The following is a 26577-nucleotide window of genomic DNA, read 5'->3' as shown; positions in this document are numbered from 1 at the left end:
CACCATGAAACATTTATCGTTAGTGATTTCCCTCGCCATCGCCATGCCTGCCGTGGCGCAAACGCGCACCGAAGCCGGCACCACCGTCTTGCCCGAAATGAAAGTCATCGTCACGGCCATAGGCGACGGCTACCGTCCTGCCGCCGACACGGCATTAATGCTGTCGAGCACGCCCGGCTACAGCGTGGCGGCCGGGGGCGGCGTGTCCGGCTTGCCGGTAGTAAATGGTTTCGCGGATGACCGCATCAAGATCCGCATCGACGGCATGGAACTGACGTCCGCCTGTGCCAATCATATGAATGCGCCGCTGTCCTACATTGATCCGCAACAAGTGCAGCGCATCCGCCTGATCGCGGGCGTGACGCCCGTCAGCGCGGGCGGCGACAGCATCGCCGGCACCATCGAGGTGCAGTCGAACGCGCCCGTGTTCGCCCGGCCCGGCGCAGGCTTGCTGACGCAAGGCAGCTTTGCCGTCTCGGGACGCAGCGTCAACAACAGCGTGGCGACCAGCGTGAATGCGTCGGCCGCCAGCGACACCTTGAGCGTCGGCTACAGCGGCGCTTACACGCGCGGCCACAGCTATGAAGACGGCCATGGCAACACCGTGCTGGCCAGCATGTATGAAAGCATCAACCAGTCCATCGTGCTGGCGGCGAAAGGCCAGGGCCAGCAGCTGACCCTGCGCGCCGGCGTGCAGCACATCCCGTACCAGGGTTTTCCCAACCAGTACATGGACATGACGGATAACCACGGCCAGTTCGCCAATCTCGCTTACAAGGGCGAATTCGGCTGGGGCGTGCTGGACGCGCGTGCCTACTGGCAGCAGACGGACCACGAGATGGGCTTCTTCAGCAGCGAGCGCAAGGGCTCGATGCCGATGCTCACGCATGGGCGCAACACGGGCTATGCGCTGATGGCCAGCTTGCCGACGGCGGCGGGCGAGTTGCGCCTGGGCCAGGAGTGGCACGGCTTCCGCCTCGACGATTACTGGCCGGCCGTGCCCGGCTCCATGATGATGGGACCGCGCACCTACCTGAACATCAATGACGGCAAGCGCGACCGCACCGTGCTGTTTGGCGAACTGGAAACGCGCCACGATGCGCGCTGGACCAGCGTGCTGGGCGTGCGCGGCGAATCCGTGCGCATGGACACGGGCGACGTGCAATCGTACGGCACCAACATGATGAACATGCCGGACCTGATGGCCGCGAAGGCCTTCAATGCGCGCAGCCGCAGCCAGCGCGACACGAATATCGATGCCTCGGCGCAAGCCACTTTCACGCCCGATGCGGCCAGCAGCTATGAATTCGCGCTGGCGCGCAAGGTACGCTCGCCCAATCTGTACGAGCGTTATTCCTGGGGCCGCGGTTCGATGGCCATGACCATGACCAACTGGTTTGGCGATGGCAACGGCTATGTGGGCAATATCGACCTCAAGCCGGAGACGGCTTACACGGCGGCATTGACGGCCGACTGGCATGGCGGCGGCGAGGAGGGCTGGTTCGTGCGCGTCAACCCCTATTACAGCAAGGTCGACGATTACATCGATGTCGACGTGCTGGCGTCTTTCCATCCGTACATGAAAATGGGCGCGAATGGCAACTTGCTGCGCTTTGCCAACCACGACGCCAAGCTGTACGGCGCCAATGTGGCGTGGCAACTGCCGCTGGCCAGCAGTGCCCGCTGGGGCCGTTTCATGGCGACGGGCAATGCCGCTTATACGCGGGGCAAGCGCAGCGATGGCGGCGACCTGTACCGCATGATGCCGTTCAACGCCTTGCTGGCCGTCGAGCACAAGCTGGGCGCCTGGAGCAACCGCATCGAAACGAAGATCGTGGCCCGCAAGGACAAGGTCGATGCGCGCCGCTTCGAACCGGAAACGGGCGGCTATGCCCTCGTCAACCTGCGCAGCAGCGTGGCGCTGGGCAAGATGGCGAGCCTGAGCGCGGGCGTGAGCAACCTGTTCAACCGCGCCTACGCGGACCCGCTGGGCGGCGTGTACCTGTCGGGCCTGAAGGCGAACGGCGGGGCGCTGCAAGCCTTGCCGGCCGAAGGCCGGTCGATTGATCTGGGGCTGCAGCTGAAGTTCTAACAGCAATGGCGCCTTCCCGCTGCCGACGCGGGAGGGGAAGGCGCCTGCCGTATGCGCCGCATCGGTGCTGGCCAGGTGCTTGTGACAATGTGCGCATGTTTCTTCTTGGTAATTTGTTATGCTGCATGGCGTCCGGTTTTCGGCGTTTGCCGCACAGGCGGGCGATGGCGAGGCTTGCGGGTGTGGTATGAAGTGGGTGCCGTGCCGCTAAAACCGTAAGGGGATTACTTTTCCTGGTTAATTCATCGTCGTCCTGCTACCCCCGTTCGTGCCATCGGAAACCTGTGAAATATCAAAAAATACTCGGCGAAGATGCCGCCGCCATCGGGCTGTCCCTGAGCGTTGTTGCATATGTAGCATCCCTGTTTTTAACGGCAATCGTGGACTCCCACGAAGTCTTGCTGGGTGGGGGCGTGTTATTGCTCGGCTGGCTAGGGCCGCTGGCCGGCAGTTTTGCCTGGTTTGCCAATCCGCTGCTTATTTTTGCCATGTATTTTTCGAAAGAGAAGCCCAGTGCCGCGATGCTGGCCGTTTTTTTGGGCTTTGTGCTGGCACTGACCACCTTTGGCATCAAAGAAATTCCTAGTGATAATGGTTCTTACGCGGTGCTGGGATTCGGCGCCGGATGCTATCTGTGGCTGGCCTGTTTTCCAGCCGTGTTTATTGCATCGTTCTTGAGCAGCAGAAAATCCAGGGCACTTGCTCCTGGAAAATAGCCTTGTTTTTTCTGTTGCGGCATCACAGGTGATCTCCCGTCACCTGTTGCCTGATCAACCATCCTTTGCCAGCAGCGCCCGGATGCGGTCTAATCATGGCTTGTTCCTTTCCGAGGTTGCCATGTTGCCCACTTCCGCCATCGCCGCGCTGTGCGAAAAATTTCCCCTGATTACAGAACTGATGGCCTTGCAGCCCTTGAGCTGGTTCAATCCCCGCATTGCGCCGGCGGCCGAGGCCTTGCACGACGTGGGCTTGACGGCGGACGATGTGGCGCAGGCCAGCGCGCGCCTGGCGCGCTTTGCGCCATATCTGGCCAAGGCGTTTCCGGAAACGCAGGCCAGCGGCGGCGTCATCGAGTCGCCCGTCGTGCCGCTGCCCGCCATGCAGGCGGCGCTCGGCATGACGAGCGGTCAGCTATGGCTCAAGCAGGATAGCCATTTGCCCATTTCCGGTTCCATCAAGGCGCGCGGCGGCATCTATGAAGTGCTGAAGCATGCGGAAATGCTGGCGCTCGACGCCGGCTTGCTGAAGGAGGGCGATGATTACGGCGTGCTGGCCAGCGACGCCGTGCGCGCCTTCTTTGGCCAGTATGCGATCGCCGTCGGCTCCACGGGCAATCTGGGCTTGTCGATCGGCATCATGAGCGCGCGCCTGGGCTTTCGCGCCACCGTGCACATGTCCGCCGACGCGCGGCAATGGAAGAAGGACAAGCTGCGCAGCCACGGCGTCACCGTCGTCGAATACGCGACCGACTACAGCGTGGCCGTGGAAGCGGGGCGCAGGCAGGCGGAGAACGACCCGACCTGCCACTTCGTCGACGATGAAAACTCGCACGACCTGTTTCTCGGCTACGCGGTGGCGGGCCAGCGCCTGAAAGCCCAGTTCGCCGCAAGCGGCGTCGCGGTCGATGCGGCCCACCCCCTGTTCGTGTACTTGCCGTGCGGCGTGGGCGGCGGCCCCGGCGGGGTGGCCTTCGGCTTGAAACTGGCCTTTGGCGATGCCGTTCACTGCGTCTTCGTCGAGCCGACCCACTCGCCGTGCATGCTGCTGGGCGTGCACACAGGCTTGCACGAGGGAATCAGCGTGCAGGAAATCGGCATCGACAATGTCACGGCCGCCGATGGCCTGGCCGTGGGACGCCCGTCCGGTTTCGTCGGACGCGCCATGCAGCGGCTGATCGACGGCTACGCCACCGTCACGGATGAAGAACTGTACCGCTTGCTGGCGACGCTTGAGCAAACGCAAGGCTTGCGCCTGGAACCGTCCGCCGTGGCCGGTTTCGCCGGCATTCCGCCCGTGCTGGCCGCGCCGCAATACCAGCAGCACCTGGAAACGGCCACGCATCTGGTGTGGGGCACGGGCGGCAGCATGGTGCCGGAGCAGGAGATGGCCGCCTACGTGGCGCGCGGCCGCGCCTTGCTGGCGGCCGGAGCCGCTTGATGCCGGCCGGCGCGCCGATCAGGGCCACGCTCACGGCCAGCCAGTTCGCCAACCTGCACACCTTTCTCGTGGCGGCGCGCCATGCCAGTTTCGCGCTGGCGGCGCAGGAACTGGCGCTCACGCCCAGCGCCGTCAGCCACCGCATCGCGCGGCTGGAAGCGGGGCTGGGTCTGCGCTTGTTCGAACGCCTGACGCGCCAGGTCAGGCTGACGCAAGATGGCGAGCGCATCTTCGCGGCCCTGCAAACGGGCTGGGACAGCCTGCATGCGGCCCTTGCCGGCGGCGATGCGCTGGCGGGCAGCGTCACCGTGCATGCGCGCCCGTCGGTCGCGCAATGCTGGCTGGTGCCGCGCCTGGCGGGCTTCGCTGCACAGTATCCGGACGTGTCGATTGACTTGCGCGTGGGCAATGACGCCGTCGACTTTCGCGCCGGCCAGGTCGACCTGGCCTTGCACTATGGCGACGGCCACTTTCCCGGCCTCGTATCGCGCAAGCTGATGGACGAATGGCTGGCGCCCGTCTGCAGCCCGCAGTATGCGCGCGACCACGGCTTGCTCGATGCGCCACACAACTTGCCCGGCGCGACGGTGCTGCACGACACCCTGGCCTGGCCCGCCTGCGCGCCCGATGCCGAGTGGCGGTTGTGGCTGGACAAGCAGGCACCAGGGGCGAGTCTGCCCGCGCGCAGCCTGCGCTTCGACCGCGCCGACCTGTGCGCCCAGGCAGCCATCCACCACGCGGGCGTGGCCATGGGCCGGCGCCAGCTGGTGCAGCCGTGGCTGGCCAGCGGCCAGCTGATCCTGCCGTTCGGCGGATTCAACTTGCCCAGCCCGCAGGCGTATTACCTCGTGCACGCCGCGCGCACACCGCTGCCAGCCAGAGTGCAGGCGCTGTCCGACTGGCTCGTGGGGCAGGCAATTTGATACACTGCGCGCCTTACCAAGCAACGCGCCAGAAAGCAGCCCCATGCAACCATCTTCCTTGCCCTCCACCGCGCCAGCGGAATTGCGCACGTTTGCGCTGGCCTGCCTGCTCGAACCCGACCCGGCGACGAAGGTGGCGATGGTGGCGGCCATGGCCGCAGCCGGGCTGGCGCTGGACGTCAATGCGCCGCTGGCGCCGTCCGGCGCCGTGCCGGGCCGGCCCGCGCGCCCGGAACTGGTGCCGCCGCGCCTGGTGGGACGGCGCTCGATGATCACGCCGGAAGGGCGCGCCATGCTCGTCCACGCGCTGGCGCACATCGAATTCAATGCGATGAACCTGGCGCTCGACGCCCTGTGGCGCTTCCCGGACCTGCCCGCTGAATACTATACGGACTGGCTGCGCGTGGCGAAAGAGGAAGCGACGCATTTCGCCATGCTGCAGGCGCACCTGCAGGTGCTGGGCCACACGTATGGCGACTTTCCCGGCCACGACAGCCTGTGGGAAATGGTCGACAAGACGCGCGGCGACGTGCTGGCGCGCATGGCGCTGGTGCCGCGCACCCTGGAAGCGCGGGGCCTGGACGCGATTCCGCCGTTGCGCGCCAAGCTGGCGCAGGCGGGCGACATGGCCGCCGCCGCCATCCTCGACATCATCCTGCGCGATGAAGTGGGGCACGTCGAGATCGGCAACCGCTGGTACGGCTACCTGTGCGATCAGCGGGGGCTGGAACTGCGCGCCACCTATGCGGAGCTGGCGCTGCGCTACGAAGCGCCCACCCTGCGCGGCCCGTTCAACCTGGAAGCGCGGCGCCGGGCGGGGTTTTCGGAGCTGGAACTGTCCGACTTGCCTGCCTGAACACGCCCGGGGCGCCGCCCGGCTGTTCAAGGATGGGCCGTCATGCTCAGATGCCAGTGGTGCAAGTGGGACGGGTCGATGCTCACCTTGAGGGGTTTGGTCCACACCGGCACGCCCGGTATCCGCGCGTGCGGCGGGCTGGCGAAACAGCCGTCGATGAGGGCCAGCTTGATGAAGCGGTGGCCGATGTAGACGACGCGCGTGCTGGCGGCGCCCGCTTCCAGGGTCAGCATGGCCCGGTTGGCCGTGATCCACGCGCCCAGCCTGGCCAGTTTCGGCTTTTTCGGCAAGCCGGCCGCCACTTCCGCTTGCGCATCGTTGATCAGCTGCAAAATGGCGGCGCCATTGCCCAGGCCGCCCAGCTCGTCCGAATAGCCGCCCGCGCCATCCGCGTAGCGCATGTCGATCTGTTGGCCATCGCTGTGGCCGTCGTGGTCGAGGATGGAACGGCCTGATGCCTCCTGCGTCACGTGCTGGCCGCTGATATCGTTGAAACGGTAGGGTTTTCCCGCCAGCCAGGCGATGGTCAGGCGCGTGGCCCACGAGTCGCCGCCGTCATCGCGCGGCCCGTAGCGCCGCTTCGCCAGCGCCACTTCGTTGTGGGCAAGATACAGCGGGATGAACGCCGTGTCGCCCTTGAGCGCCACTTGCCCCCCTTCCGCGGGATCCGACACGGCGTTGGCATTGCCGACGCGTCCCTTCAGGCGTACGGTGAGCACGGCTTTCCTGTCGATTTTCGGCCCCGGGAAGTCGGGCAGCTTCAGGCGCGGGAAGGTGATCCTGTCCTTGCCGCGGATGTTGGCCTGGTCGAGCAGATTGACCGTGCTGAAGGCCGGGTTGGCGCCGTCGGCCGACATGCCGATATTCACCTCGGTCAAGTTGACCCGCTCCGGCGAATAGCGCACTTCCAGTGAGATGGTGTGCCGGTCGGGCGTGTTCTGCGGCACGGACACGTAGGGGCCGGGGAGGTTGTGCGTGAGATTGCGCGGCTGCAGCACGGGATGCAGGTCCGCATTGATGGGGAACAAACGCGCCCGCGTGATCTTCAAGCCCTTGCAGGCCAGGCTCAGTTCCACCGTGGCGAGCGTGGCCAGCAGGCTGTCGCCGATATTCGTGGCGCTGACGGCGCCCGTGATGAGGAGCGGCCCCGTCCTGGTTGCCTGGCTGACATCCACGCATTCCGTCCTGACGGTGGTGCCTTGCGTGAAATGCGACTGGTTGACGGCGCCCATGCTTGCCAGGTCGACGCCCGGCAAGCCGACCACGACGTAGGACCAGGTATCGTTGTACTGGCTTTGCTGGGTCGTGTAGGTGGGATATTCCGCCGTCCTGACGGTGATTTTCACGCCCACGTCCTGCGTGCCTTTCGGTACCGTGTAACTGAAAGGACGCACGACGGTCTGGTTTTGCGGGCCGGCCGTGGCGGTGAAGGACTGGGTGTTGTCCTCGTCCTCATCCTGCGGCGTGGCCGGCGCCGGCGCGGCCATGGCCTGCGCCGCTTGCCGCGCCGGCGGCGCGGCGCCATCCTGCGTCACGGCTGCGGCGGTCCATGGCGCCGTCGCCGTCTGCAAGCCGGGGCCGGCGGCATACGGGTAGGTGATGCTGACGTTGACGATGGTGCTGGTGGGGAAGATGGCCGTGCTGATGCCGACGACATTTGGATGGTCGAGGTCGTTCAGGGTCAGCTGGTAGGTGTCGGGAATGACGCCGTCGAAATGGAAGGCGCCCGCCGCGTCGATCACGGCCACGCGGCGCAGGTGGAAGTTATAGCCAGTGAGCAAGATTTTCTTGCCGGCCAGGCCGCTGGCGTTGCCGCCTGCCGGCGTGCGCATCTGGCCCTGCAGCACGGTGGCGGCCTTGATGACGGTGAGCGCGTACGACACGGCAAATTCGCCATCCTGCGTGACAAAATTCAGGTGCAGCTGCAGCGCGCCGGCCGGCAGCACGTTCAGCAGTTGCTGCATGGCCGTGGCGCTGATGCTGAAGCTGCCCGTGTCCGCATGAAAGACCCAGTAGGAATGGATGGCCACCGGCGCGCCGCTCTGCGCCGCCAGGAAGCCGCCGCTGTCGTTGCGCAGGTTCATCGGCGCCACGCCCTCGAGGCGGAAGGAGAGGCCGCCGGGCTGCAGCGTATTGTTCTGCCCCAGGCCGCCGATGGCCAGCTTCGGCGGCGCGGGCGGCAGCGAGCCGTTCTCGAGCGGCTCGACATACACTTGCAGGGCGGTCGGCAGCTCGCTCTGGATCAGCAGGTCGAGGGTGGTGACGATGTTGCCCTTGGTGACAAAAAACTGCGCGTGTTGGTCTTCGCCCGTGTCGCCCGGGGTGGAAAAGCGCAGGCTGCCATCTTTCAGCAGCACGTCCGTCACGGCGCCGCTGGCCGCGACCTTGTCGGCGCCGGCGGGAAAGCCCAGTTCGGCCAGCGGCAGGCTGACCACCTGCGCCGGACGCACGGGGTCGAGGGCCACGCTGGCGCCGGACGTGATGTTCCACGCCAGGCCGCCAAGCTCGAACGGACGCGTGCGGTCGATGCGCAGGGTGATGGTGTCGTCGGGAGTGACCGTCGCGCCCGCGTCGATGCCGCCGGCCAGGACGCTGTCGTCCACGATGCTGGCGCCGGCGGGCACGCTGGCGAGGATGGCGCGCACGTTGCCTGCCGCTTCGCTGCCATTGTTGCGGATGCTGATGCGGAACGTGTATTCGTAGGTGCGGCGGTTGATGCGCTGCTCGCCCACCTTGCGCAGTGCCGTCACCGTGAAGGGGCCGGCAGCCTGGCCGGCGTCCGCGCTGGCCGCCAGGGGCACGGCCGTGTCCGGCCCCAGCGTATCCGCATCCGCCGCCAGCATGACTTTCGGCGTAGGCGGCTGCGTCGGATCGTTCGAACCGCCGCAGGCGCACAGGCTCAGGGCCAGCAATGGGGCCAGCACGGCGGCGGCCAGCTGCCGGCGGCGCAGGCACAGCATGGCCAGCACGCCGGCCAGCAGCAGCCAATATGTAGAGGGCAGGGCGATGGCGGCCGGCTGCGTGCTGCCGGAGTCGAGTTCGATGAAGGAAACGGGGTCGAGGATGGAAAACGGCTGGGCGCCGGGGCTGCCCGCGCCCAGGTAGTCGAAGGTGACGGAAAAGCCCGTGGCCGTGGCGCCGGGATTGATGCCGCCGGCCAGCGCCAGCGCGTCGAGGTAGCCGCTGGCGGGGATGGCGGGATCGGGCTGCACCAGCAGCACGTCCCAGCCGGGCGCCGTGGAAACGTTGTGCAGGTTGGCGTACTGGCCCACGTTGAAGAACAAGGTGAATTCCCCGATGGGCACGCCCAGGGTGGTATTGCTGACGGTATAGTCGTAGCGCCACTGCGTGCCACCCAGCGCGGTTGCCGTGTAGCCGATGTGGGTGGCGTGCGCGGCGGACATGGCGCACAGCAGCAGCGCCAGCAGCGCCTGTTTGATAAAACCCATGATCGTTCCCCCGTTGACTGGCGCCAAGCGTGCCCAGGCAAGAGGTCAAGCAGGAAGCGTTCCTGTATAAAATATGCTGTAAAAACAAGGGCTTGGCTGAAACGGGCCGGCGCCGGTGTCAAATCCGCCGACACGGGTTTTTATGGCTGAGCCTGTCAGCGCTGTCCTACTTATCTTGTCGAAACTGTCTGATTGTATGCCTTGCGGAAACACGCGATGATGATGTTCATGCTGCAACAGCCAACCAGTCCGACGGAGTATGCGATGCAAAAGCCAGTCCAGTCCATCCACGTGAACAAGCCGTTCCTGCTGATCTGCCTGTTTACATTCTCGACCCTGGCGGCCACCTTGATGAATACGGACGAGGCGCGGACGGACGATGCCGCCCCGGCGCCCGTGGCGCGCGACGTTGGCCACGGCGCCTTGCCCGTCTGCCGCAGCGACGCCCTCACACTGTCGGCCCAGTGCCAGCCCCATCCCGCCCGCCAGGCTTGATGGGGTCAGGCCTGCAGGCGCTGCTGCAGCAAGGCCAGCACGGCCGCTTCTTCCGGCGCCAGCGCCGGCAAGTTCTCCTGTAATTGCTGCCGCGCCCGCGCGCGCATGCCTTCCCATAAGCTGCCATCCAGATACGATTCCAGCACGGCCGGGTGCACATAGCACTTGCGGCAGATCGTCGGCGTGTTGCCCAGTTTTTTTGCCACCGACTCGATCGCCTGCACGATGTTTTTCTTCGCTTGCGCCTCGGAATCGACTTGCTCGAACGCCTGCAGGGCCAGCGCGGCCAGCAAGGTGCCGGACCAGGTGCGGAAATCCTTGGCCGTGTAGTCTTCGCCCGTCACTTCGCGCAGGTAATCGTTGACGTCGCCCGAATCGACGCCGTGGCGCGCGCCATCCTCATCGACATATTGAAACAGTTCCTGCCCCGGCAGCTCGCGCATGCGCTGCAGCACCCTGGCCAGACGCCGGTCGCTCAGGCGGATATCGTGGCGCACGCCGCTCTTGCCCTTGAAGCGGAAGGCCACGGCGCTGCCATCGAGCTGCACGTGGCGCGTGCGCAAGGTCGTCAGACCGAACGATTTATTGGTGCGCGCATATTCTTCGTTGCCGATGCGCATCATCGTCAATTCCAGCAAGTGCACGATGGTGGCCAGCACTTTTTCACGGGGCAGGCCGGGCAGCTGCATGCCGCGCGCGACGGCGGCGCGGATGGCGGGCAGGGCGCGGCCAAAGCTGAGCATGCGCTCATATTTCACTTCATCGCGCACCTGGCGCCAGCGCGCATGGTAGCGGTACTGCTTGCGGCCCCGCGCATCGCGCCCCGTCGCCTGCAGGTGGCCAGTCGCGTGCGGGCAGATCCACACGTCCGTCCAGGCGGGCGGTATGGCCAGCGCCTTGATGCGCGTCAAGGCGGCGGCATCGCGCAGGAACTGGCCATCCCCGTCGCGGTAGCGGAATTTGCCGGGCTTGCCCAGGCGGGCGATGCCGCGCTGGTGGTCGCCCGTGTAGCGCAGGCCGGCGGCGCGGGCCGTGGTGGTGGCGGATATTTCCATGACGATAGCTTACCTTGCACGCCGCGCGCCCGGCGCGCCGTTATGCTAAGGTGCGCATTCGTAACGCCGTGCGCGGCAGACAGGAGCAGCAGATGTTTGGCAGAAAAAAGAATCTGGAAGAAGACCACGCCCCCCAGGCCGACAAGCAGTATGAAAAGAAATACACGGATGACAGCTTCTGGGACAAGGTCGTCAAGTTTGCCAAGACGGCGGGGCGCGAAGTCATCGAAAAAGCCCTGTGGCTGTATTACGCGGCGCAGCAGCCGAACACCCCGCTGTGGGCCAAGACGGCCATCTATGGCGCGCTCGGCTATTTCATTTCGCCCATCGACGCGATTCCCGACATCACGCCCGTCGTCGGCTATGCGGATGACCTGGCCGTGCTGGCGGCGGCCGTCGCCACAGTGGCCACCTACATCACGGCCGACGTCAAGGAACGGGCCGCCGAGAAACTGCGCGGCTGGTTCGGCGCCTAGGCTTTCTTTGCCGCCGGCGCGCCGCTGCCCCCATGGGCCAGCAGGCGCAGCACGACTTCTTTCTGGAATGAACGAAATTCCTTGTCCGCGCTGACGTTGGCAAAGGCCAGCACGGCCGTCTTGCTGGCGCGGTCGACGCAGACGACGGACGCGGCGCCCGGGTCGCCGCCGCTGTGCGTGGCCAGCGGCTTGCCGTCGACGTCGCGCAGCAGCCACACCAGCGCCTGGCGCACGGATGAATCGGCGGGCACGACGGGAGCCGCTTGCGGGGCGAAAAACAGTTGCAGGGTGGCGTCCTGCAGGTAGCGGTGGCCATCGACCCGGCCGCCATTGCTGAAAATGGCCAGGAAGCGGGCGAAGTCATGCGCCGAGCTGCGCAGCAGGCCGGCCGGCCAGTCCGGATAGCCGACGGGCGGCAGCACTTGCAGGCCCGGCTCCTTGTGCACATACGGCTGGGCGACGACGGCGCGCCGCGGCAAGCCTGCCAGGCTCCACGCCGTATGGTCCATGCCCAGCGGTTCGAACAGGTGCTCGTGCGTAAAGGCGTCGAGGCCATCGGGGTTCACGCGGCCCACCAGATAGCCGAGCAGGGCGATGCCGACATTGCTGTAGCGCCATTCCGTGCCGGGCCGTGCCGCAAACGACACATCCGCGTCGTACCAGGCGCCGCCGCGCGACAGATAGCCCTTGACGAAGTCGCGCAGCGGTAATCGCGGGTCGCCCTGCACGGCAAACGCCGTCGTCTTTTCGTACACGGCGTCGGAAATGCCCGAGGTGTGGCTGAGCAGATGGCGAAAGGTGATGGGCACGTCGGGAAACTTCGGGTGCATGAGCGGGAAGTCCAGGTAGGCCGCCACCTTGTCGTCCAGCTGGAAGGCGCCCTGTTCCAGCAGCATCATGACGGCCGCGGCCGTGACGAGCTTGCTGACGGACGCGACATGGAAAACCGTGTTGGCATCGGCCTTCTTGCCGGCCTGGATGTCGGCCCAGCCATAGCCGCGCGCGAAAATGGTCTGTTCGCCGCGCACCACGGCCACGCCCATGCCCGGCGTTTCCGTGCGGGCCAGTCCATCGCGCATGAAGCCGTCAAATTCCGTTTCCCACGCCAGCCTGGCCGGATCGGTGGCGCAGCCCGTTTGCAGCAGGGCCAGTGAGACGCCCAGTCCCAGCACGCTTCGTCGTTTCATTGATTCTCTCTTTTGCCATTTTTAATTATCTTAACAACATTTCCGCCCGACATAGGGGCGATTGACAAAACATTGCTTTGAACCAATGACAAAGTGGGCCGACTGGTGCCTATTTGCGCCAATAGCGTTCCAGCAGGGGCTTGACCGTCAAGCCGTGCGCGACGATGGACAGGATGACGACGACCAGGGTGATGTCGGCCAGTTCGCGCGCCAGCCCGCGCGGCAAGCCATGCGCGATGGCATAGCTGAGGTAGTACAGCGAGCCGATGCCGCGCACGCCGAACCAGGCGGCCAGCCCGCGCAGGCGCACGCTGGTGCCCGAAGCGAGCAAGCCGAGCATCACGCTGGCCGGGCGCGCCACCAGCAGCAGGAACAGCGCCACGCTCCACGCCTGCCAGCGCCAGGCGGCGGCCGTGACGGCGCCGCCCAGCAACAGTACCAGGGTCAGTTCGGACAGGCGTTCCAGGTGTTCCTTGAAGACGAGCGATTCGCCGCTGACGGTCAGCGTCACCTCGCCGTCGTGCGGCCTGGCGGCGGACGCGGCGTGGGTTTCCCCCGCTTGCAGCAAGCCTTGCCGGTCTTTCGGCGCGCCGGCCAGCCGCAGTTCCGTCTGGCGCAAGGCCACGCCGGCAAAGAACACGGCCAAGAAGCCCCACGCGTGCAGCCAGGTCGCCACGCCGTACACGCAGGCGATCAAGCCCAGGGCCGCCAGGTCGTCCAGCATCGCGTGTTTCGGTTCCTTGGCGCGCACTTGCCAGGCCAGCCAGGCCAGCAGCGCGCCGCCGGCCGCGCCCAGGGCGATGGCGCCCGCGCTGGCCCAGAGCAAATCGCGCCACAGCCAGGTGGCGCCATGGGGACCCAGCTCATGCAAGCCCAGCAAACCGAGGCCCAGCATGACGAAAGGAAAGCCGCTGCCATCGTTCATGCCCGCTTCGCTGGTCAGGATGAAGCGCAATTGTTCGCTGTCGCCCGCATGGCGCAGCTGCACGTCCGTGGCCAGCACGGGATCGGTGGGCGCGAGGATGGCGCCCAGCAGCACGCCCGCGCCCAGGGGCAGGTCCAGCACCAGGCATGCAAAGGCCGCCACCAGGGCCACGGAGAGGGCCATCGACAGCCACGCCAGGCGCAGCGACGGCAGCCAGCGCGCCAGGCTGAAGGGCACGGGCATCTTCACGCCGGCGGAAAACAGGGAGATGAGGACGGCGATTTCCGTCAGGGTTTCCAGCAGGCGCGCCTGCCGCACCAGGTCGAAGGCAAACAGGCCGAGGAACATGGGGCCCAGCAGCAGGCCCACGCCCAGGTAAGCCATGGCCGAGGTCAAGGGCAGGCGCGCGATGCCGTCGGCGCCCAGGCCGCGCGCCAGCATCAGGCAGCCGATCAGGATGAACCAGGCGGTGGTGCTCATGCGCCTTATTCTAGCGGCGCGCGGGCGAGGGCAGCGCGCCGCAGGTTTTGTCAAGCCTTGTGCTGCGCCTTGTACAGCGACACGCTGTCGTTCTGCGCCTGCATGGCGTGCAGCTCGATGGGGTCGTGCGTGGAGCGCAAGCGGGGCAAGCCGTCCGGATAATTAGCCGTGATAAAGGCCAGCATCTGCTCGCGCACGATGCAGCGCAGCTCGAAAGCGAGGCCCGAATCTGCCGCACTGACGAGGAAGCGCACGCGCACGGCCCGCTCGTTCGAATCCGTCGCCTGCACCGTGCAGACGCGGCCATCCCATTGCGCGGCTCCTTCGCAGATGCGCGTCAGTTCCGCGCGCAGCGGGTCGAGCGGGATGCTGAAATCGAGCCACAGGAACACCGTGCCCAGCAGGGTGGACGAGCTGTGCGTCCAGTTCTCGAACGGATTTTCTATGAACCATTGCAGCGGCACGATCAGGCGGCGCTCGTCCCACACGCGCACGACCACATACGTGCCCTTGATTTCCTCGACCTTGCCCCATTCGCCATTGACGATCAGCACGTCGTCGATGCGGATGGGTTGCGAAAACGCAATTTGCAGCCCAGCAATGAAATTGCCGAGCACGGGACGGGCGGCGATACCGGCCACCAGGCCCGCCACGCCGGCCGACGCGAGCAGGCTGGCGCCGATCTGCCGCGCGCCGGGCAAGGTCAGCAGCACGAAGGCCAGGCCCAGGATGACGACGATGGCGTGCGCGCTGCGCGTGAGCACGCGGGCTTGCGTGATCAGGCGGCGCGCGCGCAGGTTGTCGGCCACGTCGACGGGATTGACTTCGGAAATCGTGATGGACAGGGCCTGGATGCATTGCATGGCCAGCCAGGTCAGCGCGATGATCAGCGCCACGCTGGCGAGATGCGACATGGCAAGCAAGCCCGGCGTGTCGTCGGGCGCGCCGGCCAGCACCATGCGCAGGCCGAAGACGATCACGCACAACTGGCTGGCGCGGAAGGCCACGCGCGTGGCGTTGGTGGTGAACGGGCGGCCATTGGCCAGCCTTTTCAGTAAACCAATGCCGGCCCGGTGCACGCCGATGGCGACCACGGTGACGAGCAGGGCGGAAACGAGCACGGTCAGCGCCGAGCGCAGCGGGCCTCCCATCAGCGAGTGGAACGTGCTGAGATCCATAGGCGAAAACTCCTTGTTTTTAGTGAAATGGATGTCGGAAGCGGTATTTTACGGGCAGATGGCGTAACGGGGGCGTGCGTTGCCGTACGGATAAGACCTGCGTCAAGGTGGATACTGGAAGAAATTGCTGCGCTGCGCCATGCCACGTTGACGTTTCGCTACGGAAAGCAAACGGGCGTCGCCGCAGTGGAAACATAGTCATACTTGCCATGCTTTTTGTTTTTGCAAAGGAAAACGATGATAGTACGATCACTCCGAATGTCCTTGCGCTTCATCCTGCCACTGGCCCTGGTGCTGGGATTGTTTGCTTATATCGTGGTACCCCTGCTCGACAACATCACCCTGCGCTGGTATGTGCGCGACCTCGACAGCCGGGCAGAATTGCTCGCTGGAACCCTCCGGCCCTCGCTCACCGAATACCTGCCAGCGCAAGACGCCACGCGCGTCAAAGAACTGTTCCAGGGCGCCACGCGCGACGAACGCCTGATCGCCATCGGCTTTTGCGACAATGCAGGCCACTTGCTGTACCAGTCCGCGCAATACCCAACTTCCATCGGCTGCTGGAGCACGCCTCCCACGGGCGGCCTGTACAAATCCCTCGCGCAATTGCCGCAGGGCCAGGTCCACCTCAGCGAAACCCCCGTCATGCAGGATGCCTCCCAGCTGGGACGGCTGGTGCTGGTGCAGGACATGAGCTTTGTCGAGCGCCGCAATACGGATACCAAGCATTTCATCTTTGCCTTCCTGGCCGTGCTGGCCGTGCTGATTTCCCTGATGACCGTGTTCGTGGCCCATCTGAGCTGGCGCGGCTGGCTGTCGGCCGTGAAAGATATTCTGCGGGGCGAATTGTTACCGAAAAGTAATGGGGCCGTGGACGCCGCCGCTCCCGCCGCCGCGCCCGCGCCGCCGCCGGAAATGCAGCCGCTGATCGGCGATTTGCGCGAATTGCTGCAGGAATACCATCTGGAACGCCAGGGCGATAACGGCTGGTCGTCCGACTGGACGCCGGACAAGCTGCGCGCCTTGCTGGAAGCCGATTTGCAGGGCGACCAGGTGCTGGTGGTGTCGAACCGCGAACCGTACATCCACACGAAAACAGATGCCGGCATTGCCGTACAGCGTCCCGCCAGCGGCCTGGTGACGGCCGTGGAAGCCGTGATGCGCGCCTGTTCCGGCACGTGGATCGCGCACGGCGCCGGTTCCGCCGACCGCGAGACGGTGGATAAACTCGACCATGTTCCCGTGCCGCCCGACAATCCCAGCTATACCTTGCGCCGCGTATGGCTGACGGAAGAGGAAGAGCAGGGCTATTATTATGGTTTCGCCAATGAGGGCATGTGGCCGCTGTGCCATATCGCCCATGTGCGCCCCGTGTTCCGCTCGTCCGACTGGGAGCAATATGTGAAGGTCAACCGCCGCTTCGCCGACGCCGTGATCGCCGAAGCGAAGACGGACAATCCCGTCGTGCTGGTGCAGGATTACCACTTTGCCTTGCTGCCGCGCATGGTGCGCGAAGCCTTGCCGAAGGCGACGATCATCACGTTCTGGCATATCCCCTGGCCGAATTCCGAATCGTTCGGCATTTGCCCATGGCGCGAGGAAATCCTCGACGGCTTGCTTGGCAGCACCATCCTCGGCTTCCACACGCCATTCCACCGCAAGAATTTCCTCGAAACGGTGGACCGCTACCTGGAAACCCGCATCGAGCCGGAAGCGTCGACCATTTCCTACGGCGGCGAGATGACGCAGGTCGAGGATTACCCGATTTCCATCGCCTGGCCCGAGGACGATCCGGCGCAGCCCGACGTGGCCACCTGCCGCGCACAGATCCGCAGCGAGCTGGGCGTGGCCCAAGACCACTTGCTGGGCATCGGCGTGGACCGCCTCGATTACACGAAAGGCATCGTCGAGCGCTTCCAGGCCGTCGAGCGCATGCTGGAACAGCAGCCTGGCATGGTGGGCAATTTTACCTTTGTGCAAATCGCCGCCCCCAGCCGCGCTTCGCTCGATGAATATCAAAGTTTTGACGCCAGGGTGCGCAAGATGGTCGAACGCATCAACCGCCGTTTCGGCAGCGGAGATTATGTGCCCATCCTGCTGAAAGCGGAGCACCACGGCCAGGACGATTTGCAGCGCTATTTCCGCGCCTCGGAAGTGTGCATGGTGACAAGCTTGCATGACGGCATGAATCTGGTGGCCAAGGAATTCATCGCCGCGCGCGAAGACGAGCTGGGCGTACTTGTTTTAAGTCAATTCACGGGCGCGGCACGGGAATTGCACGAAGCGCTGATCATCAACCCGTATCACATCGAGCAGGGCGCGGACGCCCTGTACCGCGCCCTCGTGATGCCGCCCGTGGAACAGCGCGAGCGCATGAAGAGCATGCGGGCCCGCGTGAAACATTTCAATGTGTACCGCTGGGCCGGGCGCATGCTGCTGGATGCGGCCCGTTTGCGCCAGCGCGACAAGGTCATGACCAAGATCGATGCCCACAGCCGCATCAAGCGGCGCAAGGGGATGATTTGATGGTCGAGACCCCTGACGACAGCGCAGCCTTGCTGCAACTGCTGGGTACGCCCGGCACAGCCGTTTTCCTCGACTTCGACGGCACCCTGGTCGACCTGGCGCCCACGCCCGACGGCGTGCGCCTGGAAGCGGGCGTCATTGAGGCGCTGGCGCTGCTGGCCGAACGCCATGGGGGCGCGCTGGCCCTCATTTCCGGGCGTCCCGTGGCGCAGATCGACGCCATGCTGGCGCCCCTGGTGTTGCCGGTGGCCGGCGTGCATGGCGTGGAGCGGCGTGGCGCCGATGGCACGTTCAGCGTGGCGGCCACGCCCGACGTGTCGCCCGTGCTGGCGCGCGCGCAGGCGCTGGCGGCGATGCACCCCGGCTTGCTGGTGGAGCGGAAGCGGGGCGCCGTGGCCCTGCATTACCGGCTGGCGCCGGAACTCGAGCAACTGTGCATGCAAGAAATGACGGCGGCCGTGCAAGCGTGCCCGGGGGTATTGCTATTGCATGGCAAAATGGTCCTGGAAGCCAAGCCGTCCGCCACGGACAAGGGCGGCGCCATCGCCGCCTTCATGCAGGAAACCCCGTTCGCCGGCCGCCGGCCCGTGTTCGCGGGCGACGACACCACCGACGAGGCAGGCTTTGCCTATGTCCAACAAGCAGGCGGGCAGGGCGTGAAAGTGGGCAGCGGCCCCAGCGCCGCCACCCTGCGCCTGGCCAGTCCGCGCGCCTTGCGCGCCGCGCTGCTGGCCGCGTCCGTATCCCCTTTCAAGGAGTAGCCGATGACCATATCCAATGAGCAAGCTGATGACACCCCCGGCGGCGCGTCCGCGCCAGCATCCCTCAACTGCGGCGTTGTGGGCAATTGCGCCTTCAGTGCCCTGATCGACCAGGCGGGGCAGGTCGTCTGGTCGTGCCTGCCCCGTTTCGACGGCGATCCCGTCTTCAACCGCTTGCTGGACGACACTGAAAACGGCAGCGTGTGGGCCATCGACATCGAAAACTTCGCCCGCAGCGAGCAAGTCTACGAGCCGAACACGGCCGTGCTGCGCACGCGGTTGTACGATACGCAGGGGCGCGGCGTGGAAATCACGGATTTCGCGCCCCGATTCCTCAGCCGGGACCGCATGTTTCGCCCGCTGATGCTGATCCGCCGGGTGCGTCCGCTCGACCACGCCGTGCGCATCCGGGTGCGCCTGCGCCCCCGCTACGACTGGGGCAAGCTGGCGCCGCAGATCACGCAGGGCAGCCACCACATCCGCTACGTGGGACCGGAACAGACCTTGCGCCTGAACACCGATGTATCGCTCAACTATGTACTGAGCGAAACGTATTTCGTGCTGGGCGGCACGGCCAACTTCCTTCTCGGTCCCGATGAAACCCTGGCCGGCGGCATCGACGAAACGGCGCGCATCTTCGAAAAGGAAACCATCAACTATTGGCGCACCTACACGCGCCGCCTGGCCGTGCCCCTGGAATGGCAGGACGTGGTCATCCGCGCCGCCATTACCTTGAAACTGTCTTTATATGAAGACACGGGCGCCATCATCGCCGCCATGACCACCAGCATCCCGGAAGCGCCCGGCAGCAGCCGCAACTGGGATTACCGCTACTGCTGGCTGCGCGACGCCTTCTTCGTCGTGCGCGCATTGAACAGCCTGTCGGAAGTGGGCACCATGGAGGAATACCTGCGCTGGCTGACGAATATCGTCGCCCGCTCGAAGGGCGGCCACATCCAGCCCCTGTACGGCATCGGCCTGGAAGAGCAGTTGCCCGAATCCATGCTCGACCACTTGCCCGGCTACCGGGGCAACGGTCCCGTGCGCGTGGGCAACCAGGCGCAGGAACATTTCCAGCACGACGTCTACGGCAACATTGTATTAGGCGCGGCGCAGGCCTTCCTCGACCACCGATTGTTCCACCGGGCGGGAAAAGCCGAGTTTGCCGCACTGGAAGCCGTGGGCGACCAGGCATTCAGATTGCACGCGGAGCCGGACGCGGGCATGTGGGAGCTGCGCACGCGGGCGAGGGTCCACACCTCGTCCATGCTGATGAGCTGGGCCGCCTGCGACCGCCTAGCCAAGGTCGCGCACAAGCTGGGCCTGGACGACCGGGCAGACCACTGGAACAGCCGCGCCGTGCTGATCCGCGAGAGATTACTGCGCGAAGCGTGGAGCGAGGAGCGCCTAGCCTTCGCGGAAAGCCTGGGCGGACGCGACCTGGACGCGTCCGTGCTCTTGATGGCGGAAGTCAACTTCATCGACCCCATGGACCCCCGTTTCATCGCCACCGTCGACGCGCTGGAAGCGTCCTTGTGCGACGGCCCCTACATGCGCCGCTACGAAGCGCCCGACGACTTCGGCAAACCGGAAACGGCCTTCAACATCTGCACCTTCTGGCGCATCGACGCCCTGGCGCGCATCGGCAGGAAGGACGAAGCCCGCAAAATCTTCGAAACGATGTTAATGGCGCGCAACCACCTGGGTTTGCTGTCGGAAGACACGCATCCGGTGACGGGGGAGATGTGGGGGAATTTCCCGCAGACCTACTCGATGGTGGGTCTCATCAACTGCGCCGTGCGGCTGTCGGCGCCGTGGGATAGCGCGATTTGATTGTACCGTGCTCCAGTCCCGTGAGCAGTCCATGCCAGTCCCTATAATGGGCGCGTTGACCTGCTTGCGGGCGTTTTGGCGTCAGGTCATAACAATCGTTGGCGCGCAGGCTCACGAAACGCCGAATGGCATCCACACAGATGAATACGAAATATCGAGATGACGACCGTAAGCGAAATTTTAACGACAATAAATAAGAGTATTTTCTTTGAGACTATTTTTCAGAAAGATACTGACTGGGATGCTGCATTGTGCGCCAGGGACTCTTTTGAGTTTGATGGCGCATGGTGTGCCAGCTACGAAAAAGTGAGCTCATCTTGTCCACCCGAGGGCGCCCTGGTGAGGGAGATCAGGGAGATCGCATTCAAGAAAGTGTATCAAGTCACTGAAAATTCCGACCTTGCTGGATATGTGTCGGACGACATGGGCTTGATTGCGCAGGCATGTCACGATAAAGTCGAGATCGACTTTATCGACAATCTCTGGAAAACCTATATGCACGGAGAATTTCCAACTTGAGCTGATGCTGCCCAGTTGAAGATTGCAAGTGGCCCCGTTTTCCATGCGTCCCAGCATCGCAGCGCGGCGCTCCTGTGCCACCGTTTCGACGTGCGACTCCATTTCAGCTACCAGTTGCGCGCTCGCCACGCCCATACAACCTGCACTCCGCCGCCAGCGCCAGCAGATTCGGGTCGCGCTCGCGGCTGCTCAGCATCAGCAGGGTGATTTGCTGGTGCGAGCCGTAGCGGGCGTCCAGGGGCAGCAGTTCGATGCGCGAGCTGAAGGCGCGGACTCGGCCGGGCAGCAGGCTGTAGCCGATGCCGCCGCTTACCAGGTTGATCAGGGAGAAGATGTCACCCACGCGCATGGCCGTGTCGGGCACGAAACCGGCCAGCTCGAATGCATGGTTGAAGCTTTGCGAGGTGACGAAACCTTCGTTGAGCGTGACGAATTTGTCGTCGCGCAGCGCCTGCAAGTCCACGGAAGCGGCCTCCGCATAGGGCGAAGCCAGCGGCGCGGCCAGGAAGATGTCGTCCTGGAACAGGGGCACGGCCACCAGGCCCGCATGGTGTTCGTCTTCCTGCACGCCGACGATGATGGCGTCCAGCCTGCCGTCGGCCAGGCTTTGCAGCAGTTCGCGGTTCGAGCCCAGGGTCAGGTCGATGTCCAGGCCCGGCCGGCGCAGCTTCAGGGCGATCACCAGTTGCGGGATGCAGTGCAGGGTCAAGGAATACAGCGAACCGATCTTCAGGCGCACGGGGTTGATGCCCGACATTTCGCGCACCTTGCGCACGCCTTCCTCGCACTCGGCCAGCGCGCGCCGCGCCGATTCTGCAAAGGTGTAGGCCGCATGCAGGGGGATCAGGCTGCGGCCCTCGCGCTTGAACAGGGGACAGCGCAAGCCGTCTTCCAGCGAGTGCAGGGCGCGGTGCACGCTGACGGTGCTCTGGCCCAGCGCATCGGCCACCCGCGCCAGGTTGTTCAATTCCATAAAGCTGAGAAACACCTCCAGCTTCTTCAAGGTAATTTCTTCATTGATGGCCATGGCTAGCCTCTTTTATGTCAGTTCATTAACTTCAAGGTAATGAACATGGTAGCAGGTTGATTGTCGCGGTGACGCTTTCGTTCTATCGTCGGGGTTCGATAGCTCATTCCGGAGGCATGATGTCAACCGCCACAGCAGCGCCAGCGCAGCGGCAAAAACAATGGGACACGCGGCGCACGGAGAAGCGCCGCCGCCTGGAAGCCGTGCGCCAGTACGCGAGCGGCCCCGTGCTGCAACAGGGCGACATGGTCGCCGTGCTCGAAGCGCTGCTTGCGCCGGGCGACCGCGTCGTTCTTGAAGGCAATAACCAGAAGCAGGCCGATTTCCTCGCCCGCATGTTGACCCAGGTCAACCCCGACAAGATCCACCATCTGCACCTGATCATGCCCAGCGTCAGCCTGCCCGAGCACCTGGACTTGTTCGAGCGGGGCATCGCCCGCAAGCTCGATTTTTCGTTTGCCGGCACGCAAAGCCTGCGCATCGCGCAATTCCTGCAGGATGGATTGCTGGAAGTGGGCGCCATCCACACGTATATCGAGCTGTATGCGCGCCTGTTCGTCGACCTCACGCCCAACGTCGTCATGGTGGCCGGCTACATGGCCGACCGCCAGGGCAACCTGTACACGGGCCCCAGCACCGAGGACACGCCCACGCTGGTGGAATCGGCCGCCTTCCGCGACGGCATCGTCATCGCCCAGGTGAACCAGATCGTCGACGACGTGAGCGACTTGCCGCGCGTCGACGTGCCCGGCTCGTGGATCGATTTCGTCGTACAGTCCGACAAGCCGTTCTTCATCGAACCCTTGTTTACCCGCGACCCGCGCGTCATCAAGCCCGTGCACGTGCTGATGGCCATGATGGCGATCCGCGGCGTGTATGAAAAACACCAGGTGCAGTCGCTGAACCACGGCATCGGTTTCAATACGGCCGCCATCGAACTGATTTTGCCCACCTACGGCGAGCAGCTGGGCTTGAAGGGCAAGATTTGCCGCAACTGGGTGCTCAACCCGCATCCCACCCTGATTCCCGCCATCGAGACGGGCTGGGTCGAGAGCGTGCACTGCTTCGGCGCGGAGCTGGGCATGGAAGGCTATGCGGCCGCCCGGCCCGACGTGTTCTTCACGGGCCGCGACGGCTCCATGCGCTCGAACCGCGCCCTGTGCCAGCTGGCGGGCCAGTATGCGGTCGACCTGTTCATCGGCGCCACCCTGCAGATGGATGGCCTGGGCAATTCGTCCACCGTCACCAACGGCCGCCTGGCCGGTTTCGGCGGCGCGCCCAACATGGGCCACGATCCGCACGGCCGTCGCCATCCGACGCCCGCCTGGCTGGACCTGATCGAGACGGACGACCCGCTCGCGCGCGGCAAGAAGCTGGTGGTGCAGATGGTCGAAACCTTCCAGGACGGCGGCCAGCCGACCATCGTCGAATCGCTCGACGCCGTGGCCGTGGGCCAGGCCAGCGGCATGCCGCTCGCGCCCGTGATGATCTATGGCGACGACGTCACCCACGTGCTGACGGAAGAGGGCATCGCCTACCTGTACAAGGCCCGCTCGCTCGACGAACGCAAGGCCATGCTGGCGGCGGTGGCCGGCGTGACGCCCATCGGCCTGCGCCACGACCCGAAGACGACGGCGAAACTGCGCGCCGACGGCCTGATCGCGCTGCCCGAGGATATCGGCGTGCAGCGGGGAGCGGCGAACCGCTCGCTGCTGGCCGCGAAAAGCATCGCCGACCTGGTCGAATGGTCGGACGGCCTGTATCAACCACCCGCCAAATTCAGGAGCTGGTAATGATGACAATGATGACCACAATGACGACGACAGTGCCGGTGCAGGTACGCCCTGCGGCCCTGGCGCGCCAAGTGCTGCAGGCGCTGCTCGATGAAGTGACCCTGACGCCGAAACCGGGCCTGGTCGATTTGCGCAGCCGTGGCGCCCATGCGGACTTGAACTGGGCCCTGATGTGCCACTCGGCCTGCGTGCTGCAGCCCGTGTTTGCCGCCATGGCGCAGGCGGGCTGGGAAAGCGGCGATGACGACGGCCTGCGCCAGCGCATCGGCGCCATCGGCCGCGACGGCGAAGCGCTGATGCTGGCAGCGACGGGCGGCGTGAACACGCACCGGGGCGCCATCTGGGCGCTGGGCCTGCTGGTGACGGCGGCGGCGCAGCAGGGCGCGCGCGGCGCGTCGCTGGCGCCGCAAGCCGTGGCGGCACGGGCCGGCGCGCTGGCCCGCTTGCACGACCGCGGCGCGCCTGGCATCACCGGCAACAAGGGCGAGCTGGCGTGCCGCCAGTATCAGGTCGATGGCGCGCGGGGCCAGGCCCGCGCCGGTTTCCCCCTGGTGACGGGTGCGGGACTGCCCGCTTTGCACGCCTCGCGGGCGCGCGGCGACAGCGAGACGACGGCGCGCCTGAACGCCTTGCTGGCCATTCTCAGTGGCCTGGACGACACCTGCGTGCTGTCGCGCGGCGGCGAGGCGGCCTTGCTGGCACTGCAATCGGGTGCGGCGCGGGTGCTGGCCGCCGGCGGCGCGGCCACTGTGGCCGGCACCGAGGCGCTGTTGGCGCTGGAAGCGGTGGCGCTGGATCGCGGCGTGTCGCCGGGCGGCGCGGCCGACTTGCTGGCGGCCACCCTGTTTCTCGATCGATTGACAGAAGGAGAAGCGCATGGAAACGCGTGACTATACATTCCCGGCCGGGCCAGCGGCGGCGGGGCGCGCCCTGGCCGGCGTGGTCGGTTCGGGCGACCTGGAAGTGCTGCTGCAGCCGGGCGACGATGGCGTGACCCGCATCGTCGTCAACACCTCCGTCGATGGCAAGGGTGCCGTGTGGGATGCGCTGCTGCTGCGCGTCTTCGGCGGCGAGCCGCTGCCGGCGGCGGCCATCGTCATCAACGATTGCGGCGCCACGCCGGGCGTGGTGCGCATGCGCATCGAGCAAGCGTATGAAGAATTGCAAGCGGGGAGGTCTACATGAGCACCTTGAAGCAATTGCTGGAGCGCGACAGCTTCATCGAACGGGGGGCGCGCAGCCGGGCCAGGGCCTTGCTGGATGATGGCAGCATGCGCGAGCTGCTCGATCCGTTCTGCGGCATCGCTTCGCCCTGGCTGCCGAAACAAGGCGTGACGGCGCAGGCGGATGACGGCGTGGTGGTGGCCAAGGGCTTGTTCGACGGCCAGCCGGCCGTGGTGCTGGCCATCGAAGGCGCCTACCAAGGGGGCAGCATGGGCGAAGTGGGCGGCGCGAAGATCGCCGGCGCGCTGGAACTGGCGGCGCGCGACAACCGCAACGGCGTGCCGACGCGCGCCGTGATCCTGTTCGAGACTGGCGGCGTGCGCCTGCAGGAAGCGAACCTGGGCCTGGCGGCGATTGCCGACATCCATGCGGCCATCGTCGACCTGCGCCGCTACCAGCCCGTGATCGGCATCACCGCCGGCACCGTGGGTTGCTACGGCGGCATGTCGATCGCGGCGGGTTTGTGCAGCTACCTGGTCGTCACGCGCGAAGCGCGCCTGGGTCTCAACGGGCCCGCCGTGATCGAGCAGGAGGCGGGCGTGGACGAATTCGACTCGCGCAACAAGCCCTTCATCTGGAGCCTGACGGGCGGCGAGCAGCGCTTCCACAGCGGCCTGGCTGACGCCTATGTGGAAGACGACACGGCGCAGATGCGCGCCACCGTGGCCGCATTGTTCGCGCGCGGCGTGCCGGCGCGGCACCGCAGCGACCAGGCGGAAGGCTACCTGGCCCGCCTGGCGCAAGTGGACGCCGGCCCGCAAGCCACGCCGGAAGCCGTACGTTTGATCTACAGCAAAGGAGCAGCAGCATGAACGCCATTACCGACACGAGCCGGGGCGCCGTCTGGCTGGCGGCACTCACGAACAACGCTGCGCCGCTGGACGGCTATCCGCCTTCCGTGCGCGTGGTGGACGCGCCGCTGGCGGGCGAGCCGGCGCGCTACCTCGCCGTGCTGCCCGATCCGGACAACCGTTTTACGCGCGCCCGCACGGGGGAGGTCGGCCTGGTCGAGGCGTGGCAGCTGGCGCGCGCCGTGCAGCAGGTGCTTGCCGAGGACCGCGACCTGGCCGTGAAGCGGCCCATCGTGGCCGTCATCGACGTGGCCAGCCAGGCCTACGGCCGGCGCGAAGAAGCGTACGGCATCCACCAGGCGCTGGCCGGCGCGGCGGGCGCGTATGCCGAGGCGCGCCTGGCGGGCCATCCCGTGATCGGCCTGATCGTCGGCAAGGCCATGTCGGGCGCGTTTCTCGCCCACGGCTACCAGGCCAACCGGCTGATCGCGCTCGACGATCCGCAAGTGATGGTGCACGCGATGGGCAAGGCGTCGGCCGCGCGCATCACCCTGCGCACCGTGGAAGCGCTCGAAACGCTGGCCGCGAGCATCGCGCCCATGGCCTACGACGTCAGGAACTACGCCACCCTGGGCCTGCTGTGGCAAACCTTGCAGGTGGCGCAGCCGGACGCGCCGTCGGAGCTTGATCTGGCCCAAGTGCGCGCCAGCCTGCAAGCGGCGCTGGCCGATATCCGCGCCGATCCGGAACGGGGACTGGCCAGCCGCCTGGGCGCGCCGCACCGCCAGGCATCGGCAAGAGTCAGGGAGGTGCTGGGGCAGCAGTGGTAG

General features: G+C 65.7%; 22 protein-coding genes. 16 read left to right on the top strand and 6 right to left on the bottom strand.

Going from position 1 to position 26577, the window contains the following annotated elements; all coding sequences use genetic code 11:
- Window positions 1-4: 4 nt before the first annotated feature.
- From CLU94_RS00750 to CLU94_RS00730, 5 genes are all read left to right on the top strand, one after another.
- Complete coding sequence (locus tag CLU94_RS00750; protein ID WP_099664200.1) at window positions 5-2092, top strand: TonB-dependent receptor; 2088 nt, start codon at window positions 5-7, stop codon at window positions 2090-2092.
- 284 nt (window positions 2093-2376) lie between these two features.
- The gene (locus CLU94_RS00745; RefSeq protein WP_099664199.1) at window positions 2377-2808 is read left to right on the top strand and encodes a hypothetical protein; all 432 of its coding nucleotides are present in this window, start codon (window positions 2377-2379) and stop codon (window positions 2806-2808) included.
- A 121-nt stretch (window positions 2809-2929) separates the two neighbouring features.
- Window positions 2930-4249, top strand: coding sequence for a D-serine ammonia-lyase (locus CLU94_RS00740; protein ID WP_099664198.1), 1320 nt, complete (start codon window positions 2930-2932; stop codon window positions 4247-4249).
- Window positions 4249-5172, top strand: coding sequence for a DNA-binding transcriptional regulator DsdC (dsdC, locus tag CLU94_RS00735; RefSeq protein ID WP_099664197.1), 924 nt, complete (start codon window positions 4249-4251; stop codon window positions 5170-5172). The genes CLU94_RS00740 and dsdC overlap by 1 nt, the downstream gene beginning before the upstream one ends.
- A gap of 43 nt (window positions 5173-5215) precedes the next feature.
- Window positions 5216-6028, top strand: a complete 813-nt coding sequence (locus tag CLU94_RS00730; RefSeq protein WP_099664196.1) for a ferritin-like domain-containing protein — start codon at window positions 5216-5218, stop codon at window positions 6026-6028.
- A 26-nt stretch (window positions 6029-6054) separates the two neighbouring features.
- Here CLU94_RS00730 and CLU94_RS00725 read toward each other — a convergent pair whose 3' ends face one another.
- Window positions 6055-9477 carry a hypothetical protein gene (locus CLU94_RS00725; protein ID WP_099664195.1) on the bottom strand — a complete coding sequence of 1141 codons (3423 nt, stop codon included), beginning with the start codon at window positions 9475-9477 and terminating at the stop codon, window positions 6055-6057.
- Window positions 9478-9741: 264 nt separating this feature from the next.
- Here CLU94_RS00725 and CLU94_RS00720 point away from each other — a divergent pair, with 264 nt between their 5' ends.
- A complete protein-coding gene (locus CLU94_RS00720; RefSeq protein ID WP_143451319.1) occupies window positions 9742-9972 on the top strand; it encodes a hypothetical protein in 231 nt (76 codons plus the stop codon).
- 5 nt (window positions 9973-9977) lie between these two features.
- Here the strand turns inward: CLU94_RS00720 and CLU94_RS00715 are convergent, their stop codons facing one another.
- Window positions 9978-11027 (bottom strand): DNA topoisomerase IB, encoded by a 1050-nt coding sequence (locus CLU94_RS00715; RefSeq protein ID WP_099664193.1) that lies wholly within the window; start codon window positions 11025-11027, stop codon window positions 9978-9980.
- Window positions 11028-11119: 92 nt separating this feature from the next.
- On the opposite strand from CLU94_RS00715, the gene CLU94_RS00710 reads away from it, so the two are divergent.
- The gene (locus CLU94_RS00710) at window positions 11120-11503 is read left to right on the top strand and encodes a YkvA family protein (protein ID WP_099664192.1); all 384 of its coding nucleotides are present in this window, start codon (window positions 11120-11122) and stop codon (window positions 11501-11503) included.
- On the opposite strand, the gene CLU94_RS00705 is transcribed toward CLU94_RS00710, so the two are convergent.
- The 3 genes from CLU94_RS00705 to CLU94_RS00695 all read right to left on the bottom strand — a co-directional run bounded on the left by CLU94_RS00705 (window position 11500) and on the right by CLU94_RS00695 (window position 15273).
- Window positions 11500-12690, bottom strand: a complete 1191-nt coding sequence (locus CLU94_RS00705) for a serine hydrolase domain-containing protein (RefSeq protein WP_099664191.1) — start codon at window positions 12688-12690, stop codon at window positions 11500-11502. The genes CLU94_RS00710 and CLU94_RS00705 overlap by 4 nt on opposite strands.
- A gap of 109 nt (window positions 12691-12799) precedes the next feature.
- Window positions 12800-14095, bottom strand: coding sequence for a cation:proton antiporter (locus CLU94_RS00700; RefSeq protein ID WP_099664190.1), 1296 nt, complete (start codon window positions 14093-14095; stop codon window positions 12800-12802).
- Window positions 14096-14145: 50 nt separating this feature from the next.
- A complete protein-coding gene (locus tag CLU94_RS00695) occupies window positions 14146-15273 on the bottom strand; it encodes a mechanosensitive ion channel family protein (RefSeq protein ID WP_099664189.1) in 1128 nt (375 codons plus the stop codon).
- 258 nt (window positions 15274-15531) lie between these two features.
- Between CLU94_RS00695 and CLU94_RS00690 the strand changes: the two genes are divergently transcribed.
- The 4 genes from CLU94_RS00690 (at window position 15532) to CLU94_RS00675 (ending at window position 20912) form a co-directional block, all read left to right on the top strand.
- Window positions 15532-17799, top strand: a complete 2268-nt coding sequence (locus CLU94_RS00690; protein WP_099664188.1) for an alpha,alpha-trehalose-phosphate synthase (UDP-forming) — start codon at window positions 15532-15534, stop codon at window positions 17797-17799.
- Window positions 17799-18560: a trehalose-phosphatase gene (gene otsB / locus CLU94_RS00685; RefSeq protein ID WP_099664187.1), complete on the top strand. Its 762-nt coding sequence runs from the start codon at window positions 17799-17801 to the stop codon at window positions 18558-18560. The genes CLU94_RS00690 and otsB overlap by 1 nt, the downstream gene beginning before the upstream one ends.
- Before the next feature lie 3 nt (window positions 18561-18563).
- Window positions 18564-20393, top strand: coding sequence for a glycoside hydrolase family 15 protein (locus tag CLU94_RS00680; protein ID WP_099664186.1), 1830 nt, complete (start codon window positions 18564-18566; stop codon window positions 20391-20393).
- Window positions 20394-20552: 159 nt separating this feature from the next.
- Window positions 20553-20912: a hypothetical protein gene (locus CLU94_RS00675; RefSeq protein ID WP_099664185.1), complete on the top strand. Its 360-nt coding sequence runs from the start codon at window positions 20553-20555 to the stop codon at window positions 20910-20912.
- A gap of 103 nt (window positions 20913-21015) precedes the next feature.
- On the opposite strand, the gene CLU94_RS00670 is transcribed toward CLU94_RS00675, so the two are convergent.
- Window positions 21016-21939: a LysR family transcriptional regulator gene (locus CLU94_RS00670; RefSeq protein ID WP_099664184.1), complete on the bottom strand. Its 924-nt coding sequence runs from the start codon at window positions 21937-21939 to the stop codon at window positions 21016-21018.
- 119 nt (window positions 21940-22058) lie between these two features.
- Here CLU94_RS00670 and mdcA point away from each other — a divergent pair, with 119 nt between their 5' ends.
- The 5 genes from mdcA to mdcE are packed head-to-tail and all read left to right on the top strand — an operon-like array spanning window position 22059 to window position 26577.
- Complete coding sequence (mdcA, locus tag CLU94_RS00665) at window positions 22059-23732, top strand: malonate decarboxylase subunit alpha (RefSeq protein ID WP_099664183.1); 1674 nt, start codon at window positions 22059-22061, stop codon at window positions 23730-23732.
- 8 nt (window positions 23733-23740) lie between these two features.
- Window positions 23741-24622, top strand: coding sequence for a triphosphoribosyl-dephospho-CoA synthase (locus tag CLU94_RS00660; RefSeq protein WP_257219045.1), 882 nt, complete (start codon window positions 23741-23743; stop codon window positions 24620-24622).
- Window positions 24609-24917, top strand: coding sequence for a malonate decarboxylase subunit delta (locus CLU94_RS00655; RefSeq protein WP_099664182.1), 309 nt, complete (start codon window positions 24609-24611; stop codon window positions 24915-24917). The genes CLU94_RS00660 and CLU94_RS00655 overlap by 14 nt, the downstream gene beginning before the upstream one ends.
- Window positions 24914-25768 (top strand): biotin-independent malonate decarboxylase subunit beta, encoded by an 855-nt coding sequence (locus CLU94_RS00650; RefSeq protein WP_099664181.1) that lies wholly within the window; start codon window positions 24914-24916, stop codon window positions 25766-25768. The genes CLU94_RS00655 and CLU94_RS00650 overlap by 4 nt, the downstream gene beginning before the upstream one ends.
- Complete coding sequence (mdcE, locus tag CLU94_RS00645; protein WP_099664180.1) at window positions 25765-26577, top strand: biotin-independent malonate decarboxylase subunit gamma; 813 nt, start codon at window positions 25765-25767, stop codon at window positions 26575-26577. The genes CLU94_RS00650 and mdcE overlap by 4 nt, the downstream gene beginning before the upstream one ends.

It is taken from the genome of Janthinobacterium sp. 13, assembly GCF_002749695.1.
Taxonomy (GTDB): Bacteria; Pseudomonadota; Gammaproteobacteria; order Burkholderiales; family Burkholderiaceae_D; genus Janthinobacterium; species Janthinobacterium kumbetense.
Note: the sequence above shows the minus strand (reverse complement) of the source record. Positions and strands in the feature narration are given on the sequence as shown.